We start from the raw sequence: 2,013 nt of genomic DNA on the forward strand, positions 1-2,013 counted from the left end.
GGCCGCAACATTATGGACCTCTCCGCCGAGGAGCGGGAGCGGGCGCGGGCGGCGGCCTGGCGGGGGCGGCTGGCCCTGCTGACCCTGAAACGCCGGGAAGGCGAGGCGGCGCGGCCCTGATTCCAGGATCCGGGAGGTGGAGCGCGGATGGTCGTCGGCACCTGCACGGTGGATCTGCACCTGCCCGGGGCGATGTCCCTGAAGGACAAGCGCAGCGTGATGAAATCGCTGATCGCCCACCTGCGTCAGACCTTCAACGTGGCGGCGGCGGAGATCGACCACCAGGATTTCCCGCAATCCGCCCGCCTGGGCCTGGCCACCATCTCCACCGACGCGGGCCACATCCACGCCACCCTGGAGAACGCCGTTCGCTGGATCGAGGCCAGCCGGCCCGACGTGATGGTGGTGGACTGGGAGATCAGCATCTGGTGACTCCGGGCTCCGGCGGGGCCGCCACGGGCGCGACGGGATGGAAGGGAGGTGAGCGATGGGGCGCGTCCTAACCGTCCGGGAGCCGGCGGTGGCCGGGACCTTCTATCCGGCGGACCCCGGCGCGCTGGCGGAGATGGTGGATCGACTGTTGGCGGAGGCCCCGCGCTACGAGGTGGAGCCGGCCGCCCTGATCGTCCCCCACGCCGGCTACATCTACTCCGGCCCCGTCGCCGCGTGGGGGTTCAAGCAGTTGGCCGGGCGCGCGTATGACGCCGTGGTGGTGGTGGGCACCAACCACGTGGAGCCCTTCTTCCGGGAGATCTCTATCTGGGCCCGAGGGGCCTGGCGGACGCCTCTGGGGGAGGTCCCCATCGACGAGGCGCTGGCGGAGGCATTGCTGGCGGCCAGCCCGCGGATCCGTTTCGTGCCGGAGGTGCACCTGGAGGAGCACTCCATCGAGGTGGAGTTGCCCTTCCTGCAGCGGCTGTGGCCGGACCTGCGGTTCGTGCCGGTGATGGTCGGGGAGCCCTCGATGGAGAACGTTGAGGCCCTGGCCGAGGCCCTGGCCCACGTCCTCGCCGGGCGCCGGGCCATCGTCATCGCCAGCAGCGACCTCTCCCATTACCCCCGGGACGCCCACGCCCGTCAGGTGGATCTGAGCAGCATCGGGGCCATCCTCTCGCTGGAGCCCGCCTTGGTCCACCAGACCATCGCCGAGTGGATGGGCCGCCGGATCCCTGGCCTGGTCACATTGATGTGTGGCGAGGGACCGGTCCTCACGGCCATGGTCTACGCCCGGCGGATCGGCGCGGTCCACGCCCACCTCCTCAAATACGCCAACTCCAGCGATGTGCCCTACGGCTCGAAGGACCGCGTGGTGGGCTACGCGGCCATCCACTTCTCCTGGGCGCCGGAGCCGCCCCTGGGCCAGGCCGATCGGGAGACCCTGCTCCGCATCGCCCGCGAGGCGGTGGACCACGCCGTCCACGGGAAGCCGTTGCCCCCGCTCTCAACCACCTCGCCGGCGCTGTTGCTGCCCCGGGCGTGCTTCGTGACCCTCACCCAGGCGGGGCAGTTGCGGGGATGCCGGGGGGAGATCTGGCCCCGGTCGGATCTGGCCCACGCTGTGCAGCGGGTGGCGGCGCTTTCGGCCCTGGACGATCCCCGCTTCCCCCCGGTGGTCCCGGAGGAACTGCCCCACCTGGCCTATGAGATCAGCGTGCTCTCGCCCCTACGGCCGGTGACGGACGTCGCGGAGATCGTGGTGGGGCGGGACGGCCTGTTCCTGATGGCCGGCGGCCGCACCGCCTTGCTGCTCCCCCAGGTCCCGGTGGAGCAGGGATGGGATCGGGAGACCTTCCTGCGGGCCCTGTGTCTGAAGGCCGGCCTCCCGGAGGACGCCTGGCGCCGCCCCGGCGCCCGCCTGTTCCGGTTCGAGGCCGAGGTGTTCGGGGAGGAGGCCCGCTGAGGGGCGCTCGGGGCGCAGCGCTGCGCCCATATCACCAAAATGAAATGGGGAGGGGAAAGGACGTGGGAAGATGGGCAGGATGGGTGCTGCCTTTCGTGGCGGTCTGGGTCGGG

The 2,013-nt window shown here is 71.2% G+C and carries 2 protein-coding genes; both read left to right on the forward strand.

Annotation, left to right across the window (positions count from 1 at the left end; translation table 11 throughout):
• Positions 1 to 147 precede the first annotated feature (147 nt).
• A complete protein-coding gene (locus C4313_RS11665) occupies positions 148 to 432 on the forward strand; it encodes a DUF503 domain-containing protein (protein ID WP_352430015.1) in 285 nt (94 codons plus the stop codon).
• A gap of 55 nt (positions 433 to 487) precedes the next feature.
• Positions 488 to 1,900: an AmmeMemoRadiSam system protein B gene (amrB, locus tag C4313_RS11670; protein ID WP_352430016.1), complete on the forward strand. Its 1,413-nt coding sequence runs from the start codon at positions 488 to 490 to the stop codon at positions 1,898 to 1,900.
• Positions 1,901 to 2,013: the final 113 nt, after the last annotated feature.

This window comes from Thermoflexus sp., assembly GCF_040289485.1.
Taxonomy (GTDB): Bacteria; Chloroflexota; Anaerolineae; order Thermoflexales; family Thermoflexaceae; genus Thermoflexus.

Excerpts from the sequence above, each read along its gene's own strand:
- C4313_RS11665 (WP_352430015.1), top strand. The coding sequence starts at position 148 with ATGGTCGTCGGCACCTGCACGGTGGATCTGCACCTGCCCGGGGCGATG.
- amrB (WP_352430016.1), top strand. The coding sequence starts at position 488 with ATGGGGCGCGTCCTAACCGTCCGGGAGCCGGCGGTGGCCGGGACCTTC.